Genomic DNA, 19,146 nt, shown 5'->3' with positions numbered 1-19,146 from the left:
GAAGTCATCCTCAGAGTGCTTGGCACTTGGCAGGGGCGGTTTCGTAGTACGCGTTGGCGTCGGCGTCGGTGGGCAGTTCGAAGCGCAGTTCGCAGCGCTCCAGCCCCGGCGCGTTGATCCACAGCGCACGGCGGTCGAGAGCGTTGGGCAAAAACACCAGGCCGCCGTCCTGCACCAAGGTCACGAATTCGCCATCCGCGGTGTTCACGGAGGCACCGCGCGGCAGGGGCGCGCCATTGGCGGTAGTGGCCTTGAGCAAGGCCCGACGGGTCATCGTGATGCCGAATTCAACGTTGTCGACGGCGCCGCGACCGGCCGAAATCACCGCCAGGCCGTTGTTAATGTCGGCGTTGCGGGGCAGGGTTTTGGTGTCGACTTCCACCGGGCTTTTGCCGTAAGCCCTTACTTGCGGGATCACCGCCTGACCTTGCCAGTCGGTCCACACCGGACCGCTGGGCGTCGACACTTTGATGGAACCCATGTCACCGACCGACAGCAATGCAAAGGTGTCGCTCACCGGGTACGGCGACAGCGTCACGCCACCACCGTGCAGCACGGCGCCACCGCGAGCGCTGGCCTGGTAGCTGGAGCGCTCGGCATCTGCGCGGGTGTAATTGAGATCGAGCTGGGTGTAGCGCGGCAGCAGCGAAACGCCGGCCGTGGATTGCACCTGTTTATCGCGCGTGTCGTGTTCGACGCCAACCCGGTAACCCAGTTGATCGTTGACCCGTTCACTCAAGCCCACGCCGCTGCGGTATTCGCCGGCGGAACTGCGCACCCAGCTGCGTGCCCGGCGGTTTTCGCCCAGCGGAATGCTGAGGTTCAGGTAGACGCTGTCATCGTTGCCGTTCGAACCGCTGAGCTGCCATTCGGCGGTCGCCGAGACGGATACACCCGCGATGCTGGTGCCCCAGGACGCGAGCGCGCGGCTGCTGCTTTGACCGTCGAACGAACTGGACCGGCTGAAGCCGCTGCTGAAGGCGCCGAGCCATGGATGCGACCATGACAGGGCCGCGCTTTGCTGATCGCGGTAACGGGATTGGCTGTTGTCGGACGTGTTGGCGAACACCGCCTCTTCCAGTTCCCGGTAACCCAGGGTTCGGTAAGAACTGCCGGCATTGAGCGCCCATTGCTCGTTTAGCCGATGCGAGACGCTCAGGTCAGCTTGAAGCCCTTGACTGGCTTGTCTGCCGCTGGCCTGCGCACCAGCGAGCGTGGCTTGCACCTGGGTGACACGTGAGGGCGACAGGCCGACGCTGGCACCCGCCGCGCGATAGTCGGCGGCACCGGTCAGGCCGGCGCTGAGCGACACTTGCGGGGTGAACGCGCCGCTCCAGCCGCCGCTGATGACCCAGGGATCGCCACCCTGCGCGTCACCGACATTGCGCACCTGACCGGCGCCCAGCGAATAACCGGGTGCAGGCAAGCCGACCCCCAACATCGCGGCCGGCACGGTAAAACTGCGCTCGCTGCCATCGGTCTCCTTGATCGTGACTTCCACGTCGGAGCGCGTGTTGAGCCGCCGCACATTGGTGAGCGCGAACGGGCCGGCGGGTACCACCGTGGAATGGATCAGTGAACCGTTTTGTCGGACCTCGACCTGGGCCTGACTGTTGGCGATCCCTTCAATGACCGCGCTTTGCCCTTCGACCTGCAGTGCTTGTTCATTCAGCACTTGCACGCCGGTGATCTGCGCGCCGGCGAGCACTGGGTTGTAGAGGTTGATCTGACCCGCCTGCAGCACTGCTTCCTGGCTGGCGAAAGTACGCTGGGCGTAGGCCGCAATATGAGTCGTTGTGGACACATCGTCCTGCCAGGTCTGCACCTGACGGCTGCGCACGATCCAGTCACCGGCATTGAAGCCGAGTTCAGTGTTGGCCGAGGCGTAGCGGCTGGTGCTGTTGGCAGAACGGCCGTGCAAACCGGTGACGTCGTAGTTGATCAAACCGGCGACACCACCGGTTTGATAGCCTGAAAAATCCCGGGCACTGGGGCGTATCGCATCGGTGGGCACGATCAACGACAGGGCCAGGGCCGCGGGGTCGGGTTCGATGACGGTCTGCGAAGCGCTGCCCAGAAAATCGTGGCATGGGCCATCGTCCAGCAAACGATCGGGCACCTTCAGGTTCGCTGCATCGAGCAGTGCGCGATCGAAGCACAACGCACCTTCGCGATCGAACGTGATATCGACCCGGCCATGACGCTGGCCGTTGACGATGAGCGTGACCGGGTGGCGGCCGGCCGTGAACTGCGGCGCCTGCATCAGCAGCGTCGCCAGCGCCGGATCGATGCCGCGCTGCAATAACGTGTCTTTGTCGAACGACGCGGGCATCGACACTTCACCGTAGGCGGCGAGCATCATCAGTGCGTTGCTCAGCAGCAAGGCCAATGTGGTTCGCTGCCATGGATGAGGGCGAGCGCCGTCCCGAATAACGGGCACGGCTTCGCCATCACGGTAATTCGATACTGTGTTCATCAGGATCACTTGGGTTATCGCGGCGTGCGTGCGGTTACAGACGCGCCTGTGGCAACGGCCAAGTGGCCGTCGCCCTGAAACATTGGCGCTCAACGTTCCTTGATGACGCCGTCAGGGGGTTCAGGACTGGATGGGCGCCTCGTAATGCGGTACTGCAAAGCCGTAGACCGTCGCCGGTTGAAAACGCACCTGTGTGGCGGCGCCCTCGGCGACCTTGATGCTGATGTGTTCACCGGGCAGCACGTAGGTTTTTGGCAGCATCGCGTTGCCCGCCGCCGGCAACAACTGCACTTCCTGGCCCAGACGCACCACATAAGGCGTGTCGTTGCGAACGGTCAGTTGACCGTCCTTCAGCGACCATTGAAGGTCGGTCCATGGCGTGCGATTGGGGGCCAGTCCTTTGGGGTGCAGGATCACCGGCAAGTTCTGGCGCACTGTCACGCCCACCCGTGCCTGCCCCGCCTCGGCGGCGGCTTTGCCTTGTGGGATACCTTCGAAGATCACGCGCTTCAAACGCTGAGTGAGCAGGGGTTTATCCGATTGCAGAATGAACCGCACCAATTGCGTTTTACCCGCTTCGATACGCGCCAGTGGTGGTGTCACGAACACCAGCGACTCACTGTCTTCGGCAATGTCTTCGAGGGTGACGTGCATCAACGCCAGGTTGGCATCGGTGTTGGTCACGGACACGGACGCTTCGCCGTCGGCCTCGTTGATGATGACCACCGAAGTGTTCGGCACCATGCCGTCGGCCTGGGCGTTTGCAGTCAGCAGCAGGGCGAATGCGCCGATGCCCGAATGGAACAGATGACGGGTGACATTGGAAAACATCGTCATGACGTGTCTCGTTGATTGTTCGAAAAAAATGGAGCCGGGAATACCGGTCGATCAGTAATTCAGTTGCAGGGTGACGTACCCGTCGATGGGGATTTCATCGGTCAGCGTCAGGTCATTTGCGCGCACGATGGTGGTGAATGCCGTGAGCCGTGCGCGCAAATTCTTGATGGCGATCGGTGTGCCGAGGTCGTTCAATGCCGCGAACGCGGTCCGGCCGGCGTGCCCCAGGTAGGAGGACACTCGCCAAGTGGCACCGTCGTTGAGGGAAATGATGGTTTTCACCGCAACCCCATCGGCCACCGTATCGAACAGGCCCAGTGCAACGCTGCCCAGGTTCTGGTCGTCGTTGATGACGCCCAGCCCGTGACTATTGGGGTGAATGGCGGACGTGCCTTCGCGGTTGTCGATCGTCGTCAGGGTAAACGGCGTGGCGGCATCGCAATTCACCTCCAGATACAGCGTGCCGTTTTCCAGGGCCGTGGGCTGGTCCGGTCTCAGGTCTTTCACCGTGACTTTGCCATGGTCGACGATGCCGCCGCCGGACAGGCTGGGTGTGCAGGCGCTGGGGGTGATCAGGCCGGTGACGCTCATTTCTGTGCTGCTGGAGGCGAGGGCCATGGGGGCACAGGCGAGCAACAGTGGAGCCAATAGAGCGAAGGAGCATCTTTCCATGATGGGTCGTCCTTTGAGTGAGCGGGCAACGCTGTGTGCCAGGCGTTGCTCGTTGATGACGGAGGGTTACAGGTACTTGATCTGGAGGGTTGCGGAGCCGTCGAGTGTGACTTCGTCGGTCAGGGTCAGGCTGTTGGCGGGGGCGATGCCGGTACGCACATGGAGATCAAGGTTCAACTCCTTCATCGCGATGGGAGCAATGACGGCACCCGGAGCACCGACACTCCAGATGTTGTTGGCCCCCCAGAATGCCGCAGACCCTTCCTTAAGCCAGGTCTCGCCACCATCAGTGGAGAGAATGGCTTGAGCGTGGGTGCCGTCCGCCATCACATTGCGCGGAACAACGCGAAAGTGGCCCAGCTTTTCGTGGGTATTGATCAGCCCCAGGCCAAAGTAATTGCCCGCAGTGCTTGTGCCTGCACGGTTATCAATCGGGTTTATGGCAAACGGCGTAGCCGCATCGCAGTTCACTGTCATTTGCATGATTATTTCAGGCAAGTAAGTGTGTTTGTCGGGATTGAGGTCTTGTACGGAAAACTTGCCGTGATCGGCGATGCCGCCCCCGGCCAGTACTGGCGTGCATGCATTCGGAGTGATCAGACCTTTCACGGTCAGGTCCGTGCTGGAGGCAGCAAAGGCGGATGAGGAAACGGTCAGCAGCAAGGCAGCGGTCAGAAGGGATAAACGCGTGTTCATGTATGGCTCTTCCTTGATGAGCGATGATTGGGAGTTGCCCGATACGGACAGGGCGCAATCTATCGGTCGAGGTCGCCATGCGGAATGCAACTAATACGAAAACGGAGGGATCGGTGTACGAAAGGGTGTTGCGGACTAAAAATCGCCCTGCTGCGTAGCGTTGTCTGTAGTCCTTCTGTGTAGCCGATGTAGCTTATAAATGTAGGGCGGTTCTTTTTGTTTCGTGGGAGAAAAACCAGGCTCCCGATTACATTGGGTGAGGTGGTTTTACGCTCGGGAAAGGGCGTTGTGGTAGGACCCGGACGGCGCTATTTTTCGCGCATTCCAGTCACCTAACAGGATAAATCCGACAATGCGCGTAATCATTGCTGACGACCATCCGGTCGTTCGTATCGGCATGCGAATGCTCGTCGATCTGAACCGGACATGTGTGGTGGTAGGGGAGGCGGATGGTCCCGACAGTCTGTTGAGTCTGCTGTGCACGACGCCTTGTGATCTGTTGATCACCGACTTTTGCATGCCGGGCAACTTGCAGGCCGATGGGCTGAAAATGCTGAGCCGGGTGCGACGTGGCTACCCGACGATGCCTATCATTCTGGTCACGATGTTTGCCAGCGTCACCACGCTGAGGGCGGCATTCGCACTGGGCGTGGGGGCGATCATCGACAAAGGCGCGTCGGCAAAGGAACTGCCCCTGGCGATCAAATCGGTGGGTGAAGGGCTCCGTTATATCAGCCAGTCGTTGCGCACCGCGCTACTTCAGGCAGACGCCCAGGGGCAGTCGAGTTCCGCTGTGCTTTCCGCAAAAGAGCACGAAGTGGTCAGAATGCTCGCCAGTGGCATGACCGTCAGTGAGATCGCTGGTCACTTCAAACGCAGCGTTTCGACCATCAGCAAACAGAAAAGCATGGCGATGCAGCGGCTGGGCATTTCCACGGATGTGGACCTTTTTGCCTATGCCCGTGAGAGTGGAATGGTGCATTAGGTTCGCAATGCACTCGGGCAGTCCCGATATTCCCGCCACGAATGCCCATGGTCTTCCCCGTCTTTGCAGACTATCGTGCAGGCAATCCTTCAAACTTACGGAGTTTGCCCATGAGTGATGCCCACAACGCATTGATCACCCGGTTCTACCAGGCTTTTCAGCGTCTGGATGCCGAGGCCATGAGCGCCTGTTACACCGACGATGTGGTGTTCAGTGATCCGGCGTTCGGCGAACTGCGCGGTCGCGACGCCGGCGACATGTGGCGCATGCTCACCACTCGGGCCAAGGACTTCTCCCTGACCTTCGACAACGTGCGGGCCGACGATCGCACGGGCGGTGCGCACTGGGTCGCGACGTACCTGTTCAGCCAGACCGGCAACGTTGTGGTCAACGATATTCAGGCGCGCTTCGTGTTTCGCGACGGCAAGATCTGCGAGCACCACGACAACTTCGACCTGTGGGCCTGGTCGCGGCAGGCGCTGGGTTTCAAAGGGCTGATACTGGGGTGGACGCCTCTGGTCAGAAACGCCGTTCGTGCTCAAGCCCTCAAGGGGCTGAAGGCATTCCAGGCCAGTCGCTGATAAGATCGCGGCTTGTTTCCTACAAGCCATGATCGTCACGTGAGCACCCTCAGCGAATCTTCCGACACTGCCACCGAACCGGTGCTGCCCGTCAGCAAACCCTGGTTCGTCTATCTCGTTCGCGCAGCCAATGGTTCGCTTTACTGCGGCATCAGCGACGACCCCGTGCGGCGCTTCGCCACACACCAGAGCGGCAAAGGTGCGCGGTTCTTCCTCTCCAGCCCGGCCGTGGCACTCGTTTACACAGAAGTCTGTCGCGATAAAAGCGAAGCGCTACGGCAGGAACGGCTGATCAAAAAACTCAGGAAAAGCGCCAAGGAATGTCTGGTCGCGAGCGCCGCTGCGGGCTTATCAACCTGACTGATAAGTTCCTATCAGGCAGATCTGTAGGCCGCTTGTCGATTGCGCGCTAAGCTGCGGATTCCTTATCCGTGCGGCGGAGCCGAGCATGTCCGAGTTGATTCTTCATCATTACCCGACGTCCCCTTTTGCCGAAAAAGCCCGCCTGCTGTTGGGCTTCAAGGGGTTGTCCTGGCGCTCGGTGAACATTTCGCCGGTGATGCCAAAACCCGATCTGACTGCGCTGACCGGTGGCTATCGCAGGACGCCGGTTTTGCAGATCGGCGCGGATATCTATTGCGACACGTCGTTGATTGCCCGTCGTCTGGAGCAGGAAAAAGCCTTGCCGGCGTTTTTCCCGGAAGGCCAGGAAATGATTGCCGCGACCTTTGCGGCCTGGGCGGACTCGGTGGTGTTCCAGCATGCGGTCAGCCTGGTCTTCCAGCCGGAATCGGTGGCGGTGCGTTTCGGCAAATTGTCGCCGGAGGCGATCAAGGCATTCCTCGCCGACCGCGCCGGGTTGTTCAGCGGTGGCAGCGCTTCCAGGTTGTCCGCCGAGCAGGCGAAACATCAATGGCCGACGATCATGGCGCGGCTGGAACAACAGTTGCAACGCGAGCAGGGTGACTTCCTGCTTGGCGAGCCGTCGATTGCCGACTTTGCTCTGGTCCATTCACTGTGGTTCCTCAAGGCGACGCCGGTCACTTCACCGCTGGTTGATGCCTATCCGGCTGTGTCGGCCTGGTTTGGGCGGGTGATGGGCTTCGGGCATGGTGCGTCCAGCGAGATGACGTCCGCGGAGGCGCTGGAGGTGGCGCGCAATGCCACGCCAGCGGCTTTGCCGGATGAGCAGTTCGAAGAACCGAACGGGTTTGAACCTGGCGAGCAGGTGAAGATCGCGGCTATCGATTACGGCGTTGATCCGGTGGTGGGTGAATTACTGTTTGCGGGCAGTGAGGAATTGATTCTGCGCCGTGAAGACGAACGTGGCGGCGTGGTGCATGTGCATTTTCCGCGCTTTGGGTTCCGCATCGAGAAGCATTGACGTACAAACTGTGGGAGTGGGCTTGCTCGCGATGGCTGCGTGTCAGTTAACGATGATGTCGACTGATGCACCGCTACCGCGAGCAAGCTCCCACAGTTGTTATTTCAGGGCCGCGAGGATTGCGTCCGGGTCATACCCGCGAATCAGCGTCCCGTTCACATCGATGATCGGAATCCCGCCACCCCCCAACGCCTCATACGCCGTACGCGCCTGGGCATCCTTCTCGATATCGAATTCCTTGTACGGAATGCCTTTCTGATCGAGAAAACGCCGGGTCAGTTTGCAGTAACCGCACCAGTCGGTGGCATAGAGCACGACGTTGGCCTTGGCCTGTGCCTGCTCCGACACCACTTGCGAAGGGTTGAACACCCGCTCGATCTTGCCCCAGTTCTGGTAAACCACAACGACCAGCAGAATCAGCAGGAATTTCTTCAGGATGCCGTTCAGCATCAGTTGCGTCGCTTGAGCTGGTCGGTCAACTGAGTTGGCAAGCCCTTGATGATCAGTGTGCCGGCTTCTTCGTCGTACTCGATCTTCGAGCCCAACAGGTGCGCTTCAAAGCTGATGGACAGGCCTTCCGCGCGGCCAGTGAAGCGGCGGAATTGATTCAGGGTGCGTTTGTCTGCCGGAATCTCTGGCGACAGGCCGTAATCCTTGTTGCGGATGTGATCGTAGAACGCTTTCGGACGTTCTTCGTCGATCAGCTCGGAGAGTTCTTCCAGGCCCATCGGTTCGCCGAGCTTGGCCTGGCTGCTGGCGTAATCGACCAGGGTCTTGGTTTTCTCGCGGGCGGATTCTTCCGGCAAATCTTCGCTTTCCACGAAATCACTGAACGCCTTGAGCAGGGTGCGGGTTTCCCCCGGGCCGTCGACGCCTTCCTGGCAGCCGATGAAGTCGCGGAAATACTCCGAAACCTTTTTCCCGTTCTTGCCTTTGATGAACGAAATGTACTGCTTGGACTGTTTGTTGTTCTGCCATTCGGACACGTTGATCCGCGCGGCCAGGTGCAATTGGCCCAGGTCCAGGTGGCGGGATGGGGTCACGTCCAGCTGATCCGTCACAGCAACGCCTTCGCTGTGGTGTAGCAGCGCGATCGCCAGGTAATCGGTCATGCCCTGCTGGTAATGGGCGAACAGCACGTGGCCGCCTACTGAGAGGTTTGACTCTTCCATCAGCTTTTGCAGATGTTCCACTGCCACCCGGCTGAACGACGTGAAGTCCTTGCCGCCCTCGAAGTATTCCTTCAGCCAGCCGCTGAACGGGTGCGCGCCGGATTCGGCATGGAAGAAACCCCAGGCCTTGCCTTGTTTGGCGTTATAGCTCTCGTTAAGGTCGGCAAGCATGTTCTCGATGGCGCTCGACTCGGCAAGTTCAGAGTCGCGGGCGTGAAGAACTGCAGGTGTGCCGTCGGGTTTTTTGTCGATCAGGTGGACGATGCAATGACGGATCGGCATGGGCTTCTCGGCTGATTGAAGAGAGGAGGGCGTGCTCCCCGAAAAAGTGCCAAGTGTACCGCAACCACTGGTTTTGGCGCGGCATGAAGGGTAAATCCGGGGCGACCGGCGGCGCTTATGCGTTTTTTTCCCGTTTTAGAGCAATAAAGCTGACCAAATGGGTAGCTAGAGGCGGATATTTCCCCGTCTCTGTGCTAGTTTTGCCCCGTCTTGCGCGAAGTCACTGCGTTAAGCGTGCATTCAGCATTTGTCAGGTCGAACCAAACCCTGATTTCGGTATCTATAACCCCGATCCAGTGGTTATTGGCCGAGGGTGCCAGATCCAGAAGATCGGGCTCGATGGCTGACACTGCACTCTGCAATCCATATGAATTTGATAGGGAAGGAACACTACATGGCTCTTACTAAAGACCAACTGATCGCCGACATCGCTGAAGCTATCGACGCGCCAAAAACCACCGCGCGTAACGCTTTGGACCAACTGGGCCAAATCGTTGCTGATCAGCTGGAAAACGGCGGCGAAATCACTCTGCCAGGTATCGGCAAACTGAAAGTGACTGAGCGTCCTGCCCGTACTGGCCGTAACCCTTCGACTGGCGCTGCCATCGAAATCGCTGCCAAGAAAGTTATCAAGCTGGTTGTGGCCAAAGGCCTGACCGACGCTGTTAACAAGTAAGACTTGTTAAAAAAAACCGTGCTCCGGAGCAATCCGGACACGGTTTTTTTATGTCTGCGATTCAGCGATTGTCCTGCACCACCGCTGAACCAACGCAGGAGTGAGCCTGCTTAGCTCTTGCGAACCCAGCGTTCGCGCCAGACCTGCTGCTCGGATTTGGTCTGGAAGGTCCAGGCCACGAAGCGGCTCTGCTTCTGGCCCTGGGACATTTCCACCACCTGGCTTTCCAGCACACCGGCTTTTTTCAGTGCCGTCTGGATTGCAGGCAGGTTCGAGGCCTTCGAGACCAGCGTGCTGAACCACAGCACTTTATGCTGGAAACTCGCACTTTCGGCGATCAGTTGCGTCACAAACCGCGCTTCGCCGCCTTCACACCACAACTCAGCCGATTGACCACCGAAGTTCAGCACCGGCAATTTACGTTTCGGGTCGGCACGGCCCAGGGCACGCCATTTACGCTCGCTGCCCTTGGTCGCTTCGTCCATCGAGGCGTGGAACGGCGGGTTGCACATGGTCAGGTCAAAGCGTTCACCCGGCTCCAGCAAGCCCAGCAGGATGTGCTTGGGATTATTTTGCTGACGCAACTGGATGGCTTTGTTCAGACCGTTGGACTGCACGATGGCTTTGGCGGCAGCGACGGCCGTCGGGTCGATTTCCGAACCGAGGAAGTGCCAGCGGTAGTCGCTGTAGCCGATCAACGGATAGACACAGTTGGCGCCCATGCCGATGTCGAGCACTTTGACCGGCGCGCCGCGAGGGATTTCACCGTCATTGACGCTGGCCAGCAAGTCGGCGAGGAAGTGCACGTAGTCGGCACGCCCCGGAACCGGTGGGCAGAGGTAATCCGCCGGGATGTCCCAATGCGCGATGCCGTAAAACGACTTGAGCAACGCCCGGTTGAACACACGCACCGCGTCGGGGCTGGCGAAGTCGATGCTTTCCTTGCCGTACGGGTTGATGATCACGAACTTCGCCAGTTCCGGCGTGGTTTTGATCAGTGCCGGGAAGTCGTAGCGACCCTGATGGCGGTTGCGCGGGTGCAGGTTGGCTTTTTCACGCGGTTCCACGGCTTTGGCCGGGGTGGCGGTGTCAGGCTTTTTGCGCGCAGGTCTTGGTGTGCGGGGGGCGTTCATGGGCGTTGTCGATTCGGGTATGGCTAAAAGTGACGGGTATTGTCCCACATCCAGCCGTTGTGAACCCAATTGTGACAAACACCACATTCCCCCTGTAGGAGTGAGCCTGCTCGCGAAGGGGCAGGCACAAAAAAGGGAGGCCGTTACGGGCCTCCCTCTTTCATTGCGATGTGCCGTTACAGACTGGCAATCCGCGCATGCTGCTCGGCCAGCTTGCCCAAAGCCTGTTCGGCTTCGGCCAGTTTGGCGCGCTCTTTCTCGATGACTTCAGCCGGAGCCTTGTCGACGAAACCAGCGTTGGACAGCTTGCCACCGACGCGTTGGACTTCGCCCTGCAGACGCAGGATTTCCTTGTCCAGGCGCGCCAGTTCGGCGTCCTTGTCGATCAGGCCAGCCATCGGCACCAGCACTTCCATCTCGCCCACCAGTGCGGTGGCGGACAGCGGTGCTTCTTCGCCGGCAGCCAACACCGTGATCGATTCAAGACGAGCCAGCTTCTTCAACAGTGCTTCGTTCTCGGTGAGACGGCGCTGGTCTTCAGCGCTGACGTTCTTCAGGTAGATCGGCAGCGGTTTGCCAGGACCAATGTTCATTTCGCCACGGATGTTACGCGTGCCGAGCATCAGTTCCTTGAGCCATTCGATGTCGTCTTCGGCGGCCGGATCGATGCGCTCTTCATTGGCCACTGGCCAAGGTTGCAGCATGATCGTCTTGCCCTGAATACCGGCCAGCGGCGCGATGCGCTGCCAGATTTCTTCGGTGATGAACGGCATGAACGGGTGCGCCAGACGCAACGCCACTTCCAGGACGCGAACCAGTGTACGGCGGGTGCCGCGCTGACGCTCGACCGGCGCGTTTTCGTCCCACAGCACAGGCTTGGACAGTTCCAGGTACCAGTCGCAATACTGGTTCCAGATGAACTCGTACAGGGCTTGCGCCGCCAGGTCGAAACGGAACTGGTCGAGTTGACGGGTCACTTCGGCTTCGGTGCGTTGCAGCTGCGAGATGATCCAGCGATCCGCCAGGGACAGTTCGTAGGCTTCGCCGTTCTGGCCGCAGTCTTCGCCCTTGTCCAGAACATAACGCGCGGCGTTCCAGATCTTGTTGCAGAAGTTGCGATAGCCTTCAACGCGGCCCATGTCGAACTTGATGTCACGACCGGTGGACGCCAGCGAGCAGAAGGTGAAGCGCAGGGCGTCGGTGCCGTAGCTGGCGATACCGTCGGCGAACTCGTCGCGGGTCTGCTTCTCGATCTTCTTCGCCAGTTTCGGCTGCATCAGGCCGGAGGTGCGTTTCTGTACCAGCTCTTCCAGTTCGATACCGTCGATGATGTCCAGCGGGTCCAGGACGTTGCCCTTGGACTTGGACATCTTCTGGCCTTGGCCATCACGCACCAGGCCGTGCACATAAACGGTCTTGAACGGAACCTGCGGCGTGCCGTCTTCGTTCTTCACCAAATGCATGGTGAGCATGATCATCCGGGCAACCCAGAAGAAAATGATGTCGAAACCGGTCACCAGCACATCGGTGGAGTGGAATTTTTTCAGGAATTCGGTCTGCTCAGGCCAGCCGAGCGTGGAAAAGGTCCACAGGCCCGAACTGAACCAGGTGTCGAGAACGTCGTTGTCCTGTTGCAGCGCAATGTCCGGACCGAGATTGTTCTTGGCGCGCACTTCGGCTTCGTCGCGACCGACGTAGACTTTGCCCGACTCGTCGTACCAGGCCGGAATCCGGTGGCCCCACCACAACTGACGGCTGATGCACCAATCCTGGATGTCGCGCATCCACGAGAAGTACATGTTTTCGTATTGCTTGGGCACGAACTGGATGCGGCCATCTTCAACGGCTGCAATCGCTGGCTCGGCCAACGGCTTGGTCGACACGTACCACTGGTCGGTCAGCCATGGCTCGATGATCGTGCCGGAGCGGTCGCCTTTCGGCACTTTCAGGGCGTGATCATTGACGCTGACCAGCAGACCGGCGGCGTCGAATGCAGCAACGATTTGCTTGCGGGCTTCAAAGCGGTCGAGGCCGGCGTATTCGGCCGGGATCTTGCCGTCGATGCTTTCGTTCAGCGTGCCGTCGAGGTTGAACACCTGGCAGGCCGGCAGTACGGCAGCGTTTTTGTCGAAGATGTTCAGCAGTGGCAGGTTGTGGCGTTTGCCGACTTCGTAGTCGTTGAAATCGTGGGCCGGGGTGATTTTCACGCAGCCGGTGCCGAATTCAGGGTCGCAGTAATCGTCGGCGATGATCGGGATGCGGCGGCCGACCAGCGGCAGCTCGACAAATTTTCCGATCAGAGCTTTGTAGCGTTCATCGTTCGGGTTAACCGCGACGGCGGCGTCGCCGAGCATGGTTTCCGGGCGAGTGGTCGCGACGATCAGGTAATCATTGCCTTCCGCGGTTTTGACGCCGTCGGCCAGCGGGTACTTGAGGTTCCACAGGAAACCTTTCTCGTCGTGGTTTTCCACTTCGAGGTCGGAAATCGCCGTGTGCAACTTGGTGTCCCAGTTGACCAGACGCTTGCCGCGGTAGATCAGGCCGTCTTCATGCAGGCGCACGAAGGCTTCTTTCACCGATTCCGAGAGGCCATCATCCATGGTGAAGCGCTCGCGGCTCCAGTCGACGGACGAGCCGAGGCGACGGATCTGACGGCTGATGTTGCCGCCGGATTCATCCTTCCATTCCCAGATTTTCTCGAGAAATTTCTCGCGACCCAGGTCGTGGCGGCTCTGGCCTTTGGCTTCGAGTTGACGCTCCACCAGCATCTGCGTGGCGATACCGGCGTGGTCGGTGCCCGGCTGCCACAGGGTGTTGCGACCCTGCATGCGGCGGAAACGGATCAGGGCGTCCATGATCGCGTTGTTGAAGCCGTGACCCATGTGCAGGCTGCCGGTGACGTTCGGCGGCGGGATCATGATGGTGTAGGACTCGCCCGCGCCTTGCGGGGCGAAGTAATTCTCAGACTCCCAAGTGTTGTACCAGGAAGTTTCAATGGCGTGCGGCTGGTAGGTCTTATCCATGCGCGGCGGGACCCTATTGGCATTTATTCAGGAAAAGCCGGCAAGTATAGCGGGGCATGGGGCGCAGGGCGAGCAGGTGCGGACAGGGCGCAGTCAAATCCAGCGCTGATCTACTGTGGGAGCGAGCTTGCTCGCGATGGCGGTCGGTCGGTCAACATGGATGTTGAAGGTTATGGCCTCATCGCGAGCAAGCTCGCTCCCACAGGGATTGGGGGGATTCTGGTTATTCGTATTGGCTGAGAAGCCGTTCCATCCGCGCTTCAAGGCGACGTTTGATTTCGGTTTCAATATGCGGGGCGAAGTCGTCGATCACGTCTTGCATGATCAACATCGCAGCAGCGCGCAGTTCGCCGTCCAGGTGCAGCAGGGCGTCGGGGCCTTTGCTGGTGTTCGGCGCGGGTTGCGCGGCAGGGGCGGGCGGTGGTGTCGGTTCGACCGGCTGCGGCACATTGCCGACAGACTCGAACAACATGGGAATCTGTTCCTGATCACCGTCGATGACCGTGTCGGTCAGCAGCGGAGGTTGCAGGTTGTCATCGCCGAGCAATTGGCGGATCGACTCGAGGTCGTCCAGCAGGTGCGCGGACTTTTGCTGCGGTTTCGGAGTGTCCATCGGAATGCTCAGAGTCGCTGTAAACGGTGGTCTTGCAGAGGATAGCCCTGTTCGCGGTAGAAACGGAAACTCTCCCGCGCAGCCGCACGAATCGTCGGATCTTCCACCACTATTTCCGCCACGCGGGCAAATTTGTTGGCGAATACCGGCACTTTCAGGTCGAGATTGACCAGCAGGTCCTGGTGCTGACCGCAGTCTTCACCCAGTCCCAGCACAATCAAACCGTCCGGTTCACTGTCGGCGGGCCCATGAGGGACGAAGCTTTCGCCCTTGAACGCCCAAAGGCGCGCATCAAGGTCGTCGCGCTGGCTAGCATCGCTGCAATGCAGGTAAATGCGGTGGCCCATGCGCCAGGCTTTTTCGGTGAGCTTGCAGGCGAAATCCAGGCGTGCCGAAGGATCGGCGCTGGGCAGGATATAGAAGTCGACTTTGGTCATTGCGGTTCCTGAGCCAGGCGCGGCGTCACCCAAAGGCAACGCCACCCCGGTTCATCGGTTTCAGGCTTTGGCGCGGTCCAGCAGGTATTGGGTCAGCAATGGAACCGGACGGCCAGTGGCGCCCTTGTCCTTGCCGCCGCTGGTCCATGCGGTGCCGGCGATGTCCAGGTGCGCCCAGTTCAGGTTCTTGGTGAAGCGCGACAGGAAGCAGGCTGCGGTGATAGTCCCGGCTTTCGGCCCGCCAATGTTGGCGATGTCGGCGAACGGGCTGTCCAACTGCTCCTGGTACTCATCGAAGAGCGGCAATTGCCAGGCGCGGTCGTCAGCGGTCTGGCCGGCGCTCAGCAGTTGGCCGATCAGTTCGTCGTTGTTACCCAGCAGGCCCGAGGTGTGGGCGCCCAGGGCCACGACGCAGGCGCCGGTCAGGGTCGCGATGTCGATCACGGCTTGCGGCTTGAAGCGTTCGGAGTAGGTCAGGGCATCGCACAGCACCAGACGGCCTTCGGCGTCGGTGTTGAGGATTTCCACGGTCTGGCCGCTCATGGTGGTGACGATGTCGCCAGGGCGCGAAGCGTTGCCGCTCGGCATGTTCTCGGCGCACGCCAGGATGCACACCAGGTTGATCGGCAGTTTCAGCTCAAGCACAGCACGCAGGGTGCCGAACACGCTGGCAGCGCCGCCCATGTCGTACTTCATTTCATCCATGCCGGCGCCCGGCTTCAGGCTGATGCCGCCGGTGTCAAAGGTGATGCCTTTGCCGACCAGGGCATACGGCTTCTCGGATTTCTTGCCGCCGTTGTATTGCATGACGATCAGGCGCGGAGGCTGGGCGCTGCCCTGGCCCACGGCGTAGAACGAACCCATGCCCAGTTCCTTGATTTTCTTTTCATCAAGAACTTCTACTTTCAGGGTTTTGAATTCTTTGCCGAGGTTCTTGGCCTGCTCGCCGAGGAACGTCGGGTGGCAGATGTTCGGCGGCAGGTTACCCAGATTACGGGTGAAGGCCATGCCGTTGGCGATAGCGGTGGCGTGAGTCACGGCGCGCTCGACTTCAGCCTGCGCAGCCTTGATGGTCAGCAGGGTGACTTTCTTCAGGGCGCGAGGTTCCGCTTTCTGGCTCTTGAACTGGTCGAAGGTGTATTCGCCGTCCACCAGGGTTTCAGCCAGCAGGCGGGTCTTGCCGTAGCTGTCGCGGCCCTTGACCACGATTTCGTCCAGCGCCAGCACGGCGTCGGTGCCGCCCAGGCCTTTCAGGGTGTTGAGTACGCCGGCAATGATTTTGCGGAACGGGCGGTCGCCCAGCTCTTCGTCCTTGCCCACGCCAACCAGCAGAACGCGGTCAGCCTTGAGGTTCGGCAGGCTGTGCAGCAACAGGCTCTGGCCGACTTTGCCGGCGAGGTCGCCGCGCTTGAGCACAGCGCTGATCGCACCACCACTCAGTTCGTCCAGCTGTTTGGCCACGGCGCCGAGCTTGCGGCCTTCGCCGACGGCGACGACCAGCGTGGCGGTCTTCAACGTTTCTGGGCTAACGCTTTTTACAACCAGTTCCATGTCCGGGTCCCTGAATAATGGTCAACGTGCGTGGGCAAAACGGCGACGCACAGACGCTTGCTTATATAGATGGTAAGACGCAGGTCACGGCCCGCGACAAAGGCCGCAGTTTGAACCTCGCTCCCTGCGCCTGACAACCCTCGGTTGTACGATCTTCAACGCATTGAACGCCAGCTTGAGCATGCGCAGTGACAGGGGCACTCATTCACAGGATAATGCGCCATCTTTTTCGGCGGCTCTGCCCTGCAGGCTGTCTGATACGTTTGCTTGTTTGGCCGCCTTAGCCTGACAACCCTGGAGTGTCTGGTTTGATTGTCTTCCGTTATCTGTCCCGCGAAGTCCTGTTGACCTTGAGCGCAGTCAGCGCCGTGCTGCTGGTCATCATCATGAGCGGTCGCTTCATCAAATACCTCGCCCAGGCGGCCTCGGGCCTGCTGGATCCGGGCTCGCTGTTCCTGATCATGGGCTTCCGCCTGCCGGGTTTCCTGCAGCTGATTCTGCCGCTGGGCCTGTTTCTCGGGATCCTGCTGGCGTACGGTCGCCTGTACCTCGAAAGCGAAATGACCGTGCTGTCGGCCACCGGCATGAGCCAGCAGCGACTGTTTGTCATTACCCTGTTTCCGGCCACGCTGGTGGCGTTGATCGTGGCCTGGCTGAGCCTGAGCCTGGCGCCACAAGGTGCCAATCAGTTCCAGCTGCTGCTGAATAAACAGGATGCGCTGACCGAGTTCGATACCCTCGAGCCGGGTCGCTTCCAGGCGTTGCGTGACGGGACCCGGGTGACCTACACCGAACAGTTGACCGATGATCGCGTCAATCTGGCAGGTGTGTTCATTTCGCAGAAGAACACCAACTCTGACCAGAAGGATCGCGGGATTTCCGTGCTGGTGGCCGAGAAGGGCCGCCAGGAAATCCGCCCGGACGGCAACCGCTACCTGATTCTCGACAACGGTTATCGCTATGACGGTAATCCGGGGCAGGCCGACTATCGCGCGATCAAGTACGACGAGTACGGGGTATTGCTGCCAAAGCCGGACGTCAGTGACGAAGTGACCGACCGTGATGCGATGAGCACTCGTTCCTTGATGGGGACCGAGGACACGCGCTTGCGCGCCGAGTTGCAATGGCGTCTGTCCTTGCCGTTGTTGGTGTTCATCGTGACGCTAATGGCGGTGCCGTTGTCGCGGGTCAACCCGCGCCAGGGCCGTTTCCTCAAGCTGCTGCCGGCGATTCTTCTTTATATGGCTTACTTGACCATCCTGATTGCCGCCCGTGGCGCCCTCGATAAGGGCAAGATCCCGCCGGCCCTTGGGTTGTGGTGGGTTCACGGGGTGTTTCTGATCATTGGACTCGGGTTGCTTTACTGGGAGCCGTTGCGCCTGAAGATGGCGAGTCGCCGCAGCGCGCTGGAGGTGGCTCGTGGTTAAGCTCGATCGCTACATCGGTAGCAGCGTATTCATGGCCATCCTGGCGGTACTGGGGATCATTCTCGGCCTGGCGACACTGTTTGCCTTCATCGACGAGATGAGCGAAGTCAGCGATACCTATACGCTGATGGATGCTTCCAGTTACGTCTTGCTGACGGCGCCGCGCCGTCTTTACGACATGTTGCCAATGGCGGCACTGATCGGGTGCCTGATTGGCCTGGGCAGTCTGGCCAGCAACAGTGAGCTGACCATCATGCGCGCCGCGGGTGTGTCGATCGGTCGTATCGTCTGGGCGGTCATGAAGCCGATGCTGATCCTGATGGTCGTGGGCGTGCTGATCGGCGAATACGTGGCGCCGGCCACCGAAGTCACGGCACAAGCCAACCGCTCGCTGGCCCAGGGCAGTGGCGATGCGCAAAGCGCCAAGCATGGCTTGTGGCACCGCCAGGGTGATGAGTTCATCCACGTCAACTCGGTGCAGCCCAACGGCATTCTTTACGGTGTGACCCGCTATCGCTTCGATAAGGAGCGGCACATGCTGTCGTCAAGCTTCGCCAAGCGTGCCGAGTTCGACAAGGATCACTGGCAGCTCAGCGACGTCACGACCACGGTGTTCCATGACAAGAGCACCGAAGTGGTCACCACCCCCGTCGAGCGCTGGGATATTGCCCTGAGCCCGCAGTTGCTGGACACCGTGGTGATGGCGCCCGAGTCGCTGTCGATCAGCGGATTGTGGGGTTACATCCACTATCTGGCGGATCAGGGCCTGAGCAATGGCCGCTACTGGCTGGCGTTTTGGGTCAAGGTGTTGCAGCCACTGGTGACGGCGGCGCTGGTACTGATGGCGATTTCCTTCATCTTTGGTCCTTTGCGTTCTGTGACCCTCGGCCAGCGGGTGTTTACCGGCGTTCTGGTGGGCTTCACCTTCCGTATCGTCCAGGATTTGCTGGGGCCTTCGAGCCTGGTGTTCGGTTTCTCGCCGCTGTTTGCGGTGCTGATTCCGGCCGGTGTCTGTGCCCTGGCGGGCGTCTGGCTGTTGCGCCGGGCCGGTTGATCGGGGGTTTTTCCTGACCCCGTCGCCATCTGAATCGCCCCTGTCGCAAGACCGGGGCGTTTTTGTACGTGCCGTCTGACCTGCGAACGTGACGCTTGCGCCGTGGATCAGGTACAATTCCCGGCTATTTTTCGGCGGGCTATGCCT

At 60.1% G+C, this 19,146-nt stretch carries 18 protein-coding genes; 7 read left to right on the top strand and 11 right to left on the bottom strand.

Annotated features, from left to right (window positions below; genetic code table 11):
• Positions 1 to 10 precede the first annotated feature (10 nt).
• The 4 genes from SB725_RS06995 to SB725_RS06980 all read right to left on the bottom strand — a co-directional run bounded on the left by SB725_RS06995 (position 11) and on the right by SB725_RS06980 (position 4,681).
• Entirely contained in the window at positions 11 to 2,476 is a 2,466-nt protein-coding gene (locus SB725_RS06995; RefSeq protein WP_410921466.1) for a fimbria/pilus outer membrane usher protein, read from the bottom strand.
• A 120-nt stretch (positions 2,477 to 2,596) separates the two neighbouring features.
• Positions 2,597 to 3,313, bottom strand: coding sequence for a fimbria/pilus chaperone family protein (locus SB725_RS06990; RefSeq protein WP_194939952.1), 717 nt, complete (start codon positions 3,311 to 3,313; stop codon positions 2,597 to 2,599).
• 51 nt (positions 3,314 to 3,364) lie between these two features.
• Complete coding sequence (locus SB725_RS06985) at positions 3,365 to 3,985, bottom strand: DUF1120 domain-containing protein (RefSeq protein ID WP_410921465.1); 621 nt, start codon at positions 3,983 to 3,985, stop codon at positions 3,365 to 3,367.
• Positions 3,986 to 4,051: 66 nt separating this feature from the next.
• Positions 4,052 to 4,681, bottom strand: a complete 630-nt coding sequence (locus tag SB725_RS06980) for a DUF1120 domain-containing protein (RefSeq protein WP_017340646.1) — start codon at positions 4,679 to 4,681, stop codon at positions 4,052 to 4,054.
• Positions 4,682 to 5,033: 352 nt separating this feature from the next.
• Between SB725_RS06980 and SB725_RS06975 the strand changes: the two genes are divergently transcribed.
• From SB725_RS06975 to SB725_RS06960, 4 genes are all read left to right on the top strand, one after another.
• Positions 5,034 to 5,666, top strand: coding sequence for a response regulator transcription factor (locus tag SB725_RS06975; RefSeq protein WP_027924870.1), 633 nt, complete (start codon positions 5,034 to 5,036; stop codon positions 5,664 to 5,666).
• A gap of 110 nt (positions 5,667 to 5,776) precedes the next feature.
• On the top strand, positions 5,777 to 6,247 hold the full coding sequence (locus SB725_RS06970; RefSeq protein WP_027924871.1) for a nuclear transport factor 2 family protein: 471 nt from the start codon (positions 5,777 to 5,779) through the stop codon (positions 6,245 to 6,247).
• A gap of 39 nt (positions 6,248 to 6,286) precedes the next feature.
• The gene (locus SB725_RS06965; protein WP_194939951.1) at positions 6,287 to 6,607 is read left to right on the top strand and encodes a GIY-YIG nuclease family protein; all 321 of its coding nucleotides are present in this window, start codon (positions 6,287 to 6,289) and stop codon (positions 6,605 to 6,607) included.
• Positions 6,608 to 6,695: 88 nt separating this feature from the next.
• Positions 6,696 to 7,631: a glutathione S-transferase family protein gene (locus tag SB725_RS06960; RefSeq protein WP_059181574.1), complete on the top strand. Its 936-nt coding sequence runs from the start codon at positions 6,696 to 6,698 to the stop codon at positions 7,629 to 7,631.
• Positions 7,632 to 7,730: 99 nt separating this feature from the next.
• On the opposite strand, the gene SB725_RS06955 is transcribed toward SB725_RS06960, so the two are convergent.
• Together SB725_RS06955 and yejK are read right to left on the bottom strand one after the other, a co-directional pair.
• Positions 7,731 to 8,081, bottom strand: coding sequence for a glutaredoxin family protein (locus SB725_RS06955; RefSeq protein WP_027924874.1), 351 nt, complete (start codon positions 8,079 to 8,081; stop codon positions 7,731 to 7,733).
• On the bottom strand, positions 8,081 to 9,085 hold the full coding sequence (gene yejK / locus SB725_RS06950; RefSeq protein WP_027924875.1) for a nucleoid-associated protein YejK: 1,005 nt from the start codon (positions 9,083 to 9,085) through the stop codon (positions 8,081 to 8,083). The genes SB725_RS06955 and yejK overlap by 1 nt, the downstream gene beginning before the upstream one ends.
• A gap of 394 nt (positions 9,086 to 9,479) precedes the next feature.
• On the opposite strand from yejK, the gene SB725_RS06945 reads away from it, so the two are divergent.
• On the top strand, positions 9,480 to 9,761 hold the full coding sequence (locus tag SB725_RS06945; protein WP_007905514.1) for an HU family DNA-binding protein: 282 nt from the start codon (positions 9,480 to 9,482) through the stop codon (positions 9,759 to 9,761).
• 110 nt (positions 9,762 to 9,871) lie between these two features.
• On the opposite strand, the gene rlmF is transcribed toward SB725_RS06945, so the two are convergent.
• The 5 genes from rlmF to SB725_RS06920 form a co-directional block, all read right to left on the bottom strand.
• On the bottom strand, positions 9,872 to 10,894 hold the full coding sequence (gene rlmF / locus SB725_RS06940; RefSeq protein ID WP_027924876.1) for a 23S rRNA (adenine(1618)-N(6))-methyltransferase RlmF: 1,023 nt from the start codon (positions 10,892 to 10,894) through the stop codon (positions 9,872 to 9,874).
• Positions 10,895 to 11,070: 176 nt separating this feature from the next.
• The gene (locus SB725_RS06935; RefSeq protein ID WP_027924877.1) at positions 11,071 to 13,917 is read right to left on the bottom strand and encodes a valine--tRNA ligase; all 2,847 of its coding nucleotides are present in this window, start codon (positions 13,915 to 13,917) and stop codon (positions 11,071 to 11,073) included.
• Positions 13,918 to 14,140: 223 nt separating this feature from the next.
• The gene (locus tag SB725_RS06930) at positions 14,141 to 14,530 is read right to left on the bottom strand and encodes a hypothetical protein (protein WP_027924878.1); all 390 of its coding nucleotides are present in this window, start codon (positions 14,528 to 14,530) and stop codon (positions 14,141 to 14,143) included.
• An 8-nt stretch (positions 14,531 to 14,538) separates the two neighbouring features.
• The gene (locus SB725_RS06925) at positions 14,539 to 14,967 is read right to left on the bottom strand and encodes a DNA polymerase III subunit chi (RefSeq protein WP_059181573.1); all 429 of its coding nucleotides are present in this window, start codon (positions 14,965 to 14,967) and stop codon (positions 14,539 to 14,541) included.
• A 60-nt stretch (positions 14,968 to 15,027) separates the two neighbouring features.
• Positions 15,028 to 16,518: a leucyl aminopeptidase gene (locus SB725_RS06920; protein ID WP_027924880.1), complete on the bottom strand. Its 1,491-nt coding sequence runs from the start codon at positions 16,516 to 16,518 to the stop codon at positions 15,028 to 15,030.
• Between the two features lie 308 nt (positions 16,519 to 16,826).
• On the opposite strand from SB725_RS06920, the gene lptF reads away from it, so the two are divergent.
• Together lptF and lptG are read left to right on the top strand one after the other, a co-directional pair.
• Positions 16,827 to 17,945 (top strand): LPS export ABC transporter permease LptF, encoded by a 1,119-nt coding sequence (gene lptF, locus SB725_RS06915; protein ID WP_027924881.1) that lies wholly within the window; start codon positions 16,827 to 16,829, stop codon positions 17,943 to 17,945.
• Positions 17,938 to 18,999, top strand: a complete 1,062-nt coding sequence (gene lptG / locus SB725_RS06910; protein ID WP_027924882.1) for an LPS export ABC transporter permease LptG — start codon at positions 17,938 to 17,940, stop codon at positions 18,997 to 18,999. Before lptF ends, lptG begins: the two co-directional genes overlap by 8 nt.
• Positions 19,000 to 19,146: the final 147 nt, after the last annotated feature.

The organism is Pseudomonas sp. SIMBA_041 (genome assembly GCF_046535095.1).
Classification (GTDB): Bacteria; Pseudomonadota; Gammaproteobacteria; order Pseudomonadales; family Pseudomonadaceae; genus Aquipseudomonas; species Aquipseudomonas mucoides.
Note: the sequence above shows the minus strand (reverse complement) of the source record. Positions and strands in the feature narration are given on the sequence as shown.

What these genes read in the sequence shown, in the direction of transcription:
- SB725_RS06995 (WP_410921466.1), bottom strand. Translation starts at nt 2,476, where the DNA reads ATGAACACAGTATCGAATTACCGTGATGGCGAAGCCGTGCCCGTTATT.
- SB725_RS06990 (WP_194939952.1), bottom strand. Translation starts at nt 3,313, where the DNA reads ATGACGATGTTTTCCAATGTCACCCGTCATCTGTTCCATTCGGGCATC.
- SB725_RS06985 (WP_410921465.1), bottom strand. Translation starts at nt 3,985, where the DNA reads ATGGAAAGATGCTCCTTCGCTCTATTGGCTCCACTGTTGCTCGCCTGT.
- SB725_RS06980 (WP_017340646.1), bottom strand. Translation starts at nt 4,681, where the DNA reads ATGAACACGCGTTTATCCCTTCTGACCGCTGCCTTGCTGCTGACCGTT.
- SB725_RS06975 (WP_027924870.1), top strand. Translation starts at nt 5,034, where the DNA reads ATGCGCGTAATCATTGCTGACGACCATCCGGTCGTTCGTATCGGCATG.
- SB725_RS06970 (WP_027924871.1), top strand. Translation starts at nt 5,777, where the DNA reads ATGAGTGATGCCCACAACGCATTGATCACCCGGTTCTACCAGGCTTTT.
- SB725_RS06960 (WP_059181574.1), top strand. Translation starts at nt 6,696, where the DNA reads ATGTCCGAGTTGATTCTTCATCATTACCCGACGTCCCCTTTTGCCGAA.
- SB725_RS06955 (WP_027924874.1), bottom strand. Translation starts at nt 8,081, where the DNA reads ATGCTGAACGGCATCCTGAAGAAATTCCTGCTGATTCTGCTGGTCGTT.
- yejK (WP_027924875.1), bottom strand. Translation starts at nt 9,085, where the DNA reads ATGCCGATCCGTCATTGCATCGTCCACCTGATCGACAAAAAACCCGAC.
- SB725_RS06945 (WP_007905514.1), top strand. Translation starts at nt 9,480, where the DNA reads ATGGCTCTTACTAAAGACCAACTGATCGCCGACATCGCTGAAGCTATC.
- rlmF (WP_027924876.1), bottom strand. Translation starts at nt 10,894, where the DNA reads ATGAACGCCCCCCGCACACCAAGACCTGCGCGCAAAAAGCCTGACACC.
- SB725_RS06935 (WP_027924877.1), bottom strand. Translation starts at nt 13,917, where the DNA reads ATGGATAAGACCTACCAGCCGCACGCCATTGAAACTTCCTGGTACAAC.
- SB725_RS06930 (WP_027924878.1), bottom strand. Translation starts at nt 14,530, where the DNA reads ATGGACACTCCGAAACCGCAGCAAAAGTCCGCGCACCTGCTGGACGAC.
- SB725_RS06925 (WP_059181573.1), bottom strand. Translation starts at nt 14,967, where the DNA reads ATGACCAAAGTCGACTTCTATATCCTGCCCAGCGCCGATCCTTCGGCA.
- SB725_RS06920 (WP_027924880.1), bottom strand. Translation starts at nt 16,518, where the DNA reads ATGGAACTGGTTGTAAAAAGCGTTAGCCCAGAAACGTTGAAGACCGCC.